This is a genomic window from Mycobacterium sp. E2479, from assembly GCF_001667925.1.
Classification (GTDB): Bacteria; Actinomycetota; Actinomycetes; order Mycobacteriales; family Mycobacteriaceae; genus Mycobacterium.
On the sequence record NZ_LZJR01000109.1, the window covers coordinates 1 to 3,090 of the forward strand.

The 3,090-nt window shown below is 66.1% G+C and carries 1 protein-coding gene; it reads right to left on the reverse strand.

The window, feature by feature from the left end:
* Positions 1-3,090, reverse strand: a 3,090-nt coding sequence (locus A5686_RS17025) for a condensation domain-containing protein (RefSeq protein ID WP_231986399.1), incomplete at both ends; no start/stop codon positions are given.

Consider the following 3,090-nt stretch of genomic DNA (forward strand, 5'->3'; position numbering starts at 1 on the left):
CCGCGCATACTCGCCCACATCGAGCACATCCACCGACGACAACCGCCGCGCCGGATCGTCGACCATCGCCACCAACAGCCGCTGCAGCCGCCCGACCAGCGTTTCGATCCTTTGCGCGTCGAACAAATCGGTGTCGAATTCGATACGCAGGCCGAGTTGGGCGCCGGGAGTGGCTTGGACCGTCAGCGGGTAATGGTTGTATTCGCGGCTGGTGAACGCGGTGATGTTCAATCCGTCGACGCCCAGCGGAGCGCCCATGTCGATCGGATAGTTCTGGAACACGAACAGCGTGTCGAACAGTTGGTCGTGGTCGACGGTGCGGTGAATGTCGCTCAGGGCAAGGTGTTGGTGCTCAAGGGTTTTGGTGTGGCCGCGTTGCAGTTGGTCGAGCAGGTCGGTCGTGGTGCTCGCGTGCGTGATGTTCGCTCGCACCGGCACCGTGTTGATCAAAAGGCCCACCATCGCGTCCGCACCGACGATCTCGGCCGGCCTGCCCGAGACGGCGACGCCGAAGGCGACGTCAGGGCGGCCGGTGAGCGACGTCAGCAGCAACGCCCAGGCGGCCTGTAGCACGGTGTTGACGGTGGTGTGCTGCGAGCGGGCCAGCTGACCAAGGGCTTGCGTGAGCCCGTCCGGCAACAGATATGAGCTGACGCCTCGCGGCCCGAGCTGCGTCCGCCCTGGCGGACCCACCAACGTGGGAGTGTCAAAGCCGGCCAACACCTGACGCCATGCCGCGTGGGCGGCGTCGAGGTCCCGATCGGCCAACCAGGTGACGAACCTGCGATACGGGACCGGCGCCGGCAGCCGTTGACCGTAATAGCCGGCGAAGATTTCTTGCAGCAGGATCGGCAGCGACCAGCCGTCCAGCACGATGTGGTGAGAGGTGACCACGATTCGGTGCCGGTCTTGCGCGGTGCGCATCAGTGTGACCCGAAACGCCGGCGGGTCGGTGAGATCGCAGACCGCCGCGCGTTCGGCCGCACACAGCCGCGGCATCTCCTCATCCGCATCAACGCCGTCCAGATCCACATACCGCCACGGCGTCTGGGGATCGGCGGGGATGACCTGCACCGGCTCGTCAAACTGTTGGCAGAACCGGGCCGCGAGGTTCGGATGGCGGCTGACTACGGTGTGCACCGCCTCGCGCAGCCGGTGCCGGTCGAGGGGTCCGCTCAACGCAATTTCCAACTGCATCGCATAGACAGCGTCATCGTTGAGGTGCGCGGCGCTGGCGTGGAAGAGCAGCCCGTGCTGCATCGGGGTCAACGGCAGTACGTCAGCGACCGCGTATTGCCTTTGCAACTCGTCGATCTGTAGCTGGCTGAGTCGGGCGGGCGCGATATCGGACGGCGTCAGCCCGCCGCCACCGAGTTGGACGTGCGCACAAATGCCGGCCAGGGCGTCGAACCACAACTGGCTAAGCCGGCTGACCTGTGCGTGATCCAGCGCCGAGGGCGCCCACATCCAGTTGGCGCGCAGGTAGGGGCCGGTCTCAGTGTCGACGATGCCGGTGTTGAGGTCGAGGGTGTGTGCCAGCGGCATCGGTATTGCTGTGGCCGCGGCAGCCGACGACAGGCCATCCTGACTGATCCGCCACAAATCCGCGGACACCTCGGCCGCCGCGCCTAAACGCCCCAGATAGTTGAACCCGATCGCAGGATCGGAGCCGGCAAACTCAATGCCGGGATTCAAATAGCGCAGCAGACCATAGGTCAGTGGCTCGGGCACGGCGCGGAGCTGCTCTTTACGGTCTTTTACCGCCACGCCCAGCGCGGCCTCACCGGCTACCACCTGCGCCCAGGACAGGCCGCTTATCGTCAACGCCACTGGGTATTTGGCGGTGAACCAGCCCACCGTGCGCGACAGGTCGACATCCGCGGCCAGTTCCTCGTGACGCCCGTGCGCCTCGACGTCGATGCCGATCGGGGCGCTCCAGGTGGCCCGGAACTGCGTCCAGGCCAATGCGAACGCGATCAATAAGATGTCCTGGATGCCGGCGTGGAACGCTGTGGGCACCTCACCGAGCAGCAACCGGGTGGTCTCGGTATCCAGGTCCACCGACAAATGCCCAGCCGTGGCGAACGTGTCCACTTCCGGTTGTATTGCGGGCAACGCGGCGGGGGTTGCCGCCAGCCGGCGCCATGCGTCGGCGTGCCCGACGACCGTCGGGTCGTATGCGTGTCTGGTCAGCAGCGAGGCCCACCGACCAAATGATGTTCCGCCTGTCGGTAGTGCCACCGGTTGGCCGCTGTGGTGCTGGGCCCAAGCAATGTTGAGGTCTTCCAACAGGATTCGCCACGACACACCATCAACGGCGAGATGGTGAATGATCAGTGCCAGCTGGCCCGTGCCGGTGATCCACAATGCGCTGAGCATCACTCCGGCGGCCGGATCCAACCTCGAACGCGCCGCGACCAGCGCCGCATCGGATATCGCGTCCACCGATTGCAGGCATGCGCGCGCATCTACCGAGCCCGCCTCCGGCACGGTCAGCGACCACTCCCCGGCGCGGTCCTCATCAACGCGCAACCGCAACATGGCATGCCTGTCCAGCAAGGCCTGCAACAGCACGACCACGTCCGCCTCGGTCACCCTCGCGGGCGCCTGCACCACCATGGTCTGGTTGAACTGGTCGACGGGGCCGTTGATGCCGGCCAGCCACCGGATGATCGGGATTCCTATCACCGGCCCAACGCCGGAGTCGACCACATCACCGGCTTCGGTGGCCACCGTTGCCACCCGGGCCAACCGGGCCACGGTCTGCTCGACAAAGATGTCGCGCGGCCGACACGTCAGGCCGGCGGCCTTGGCCCGGGCCACCACCTGCATCGACAAAATCGAGTCGCCGCCGAGTTCGAAGAAGGAGTCGTCGATGCCGACGCGTTCCACGCCGAGGGCTTGAGCGTAGATGCCGGCCAGGATTTCCTCGGTGGTGCTGGCAGGGGCGCGGTATACACCCGCGCTGTAGTCCGGTGCCGGTAGGGCGCGGAAGTCGAGTTTGCCGTTGACGGTCAACGGCATCGTCTCCAGGACCACGACCGCGGCCGGCACCATATAGGCCGGCAGCCGGTCGGCCAGTTGGCTTCG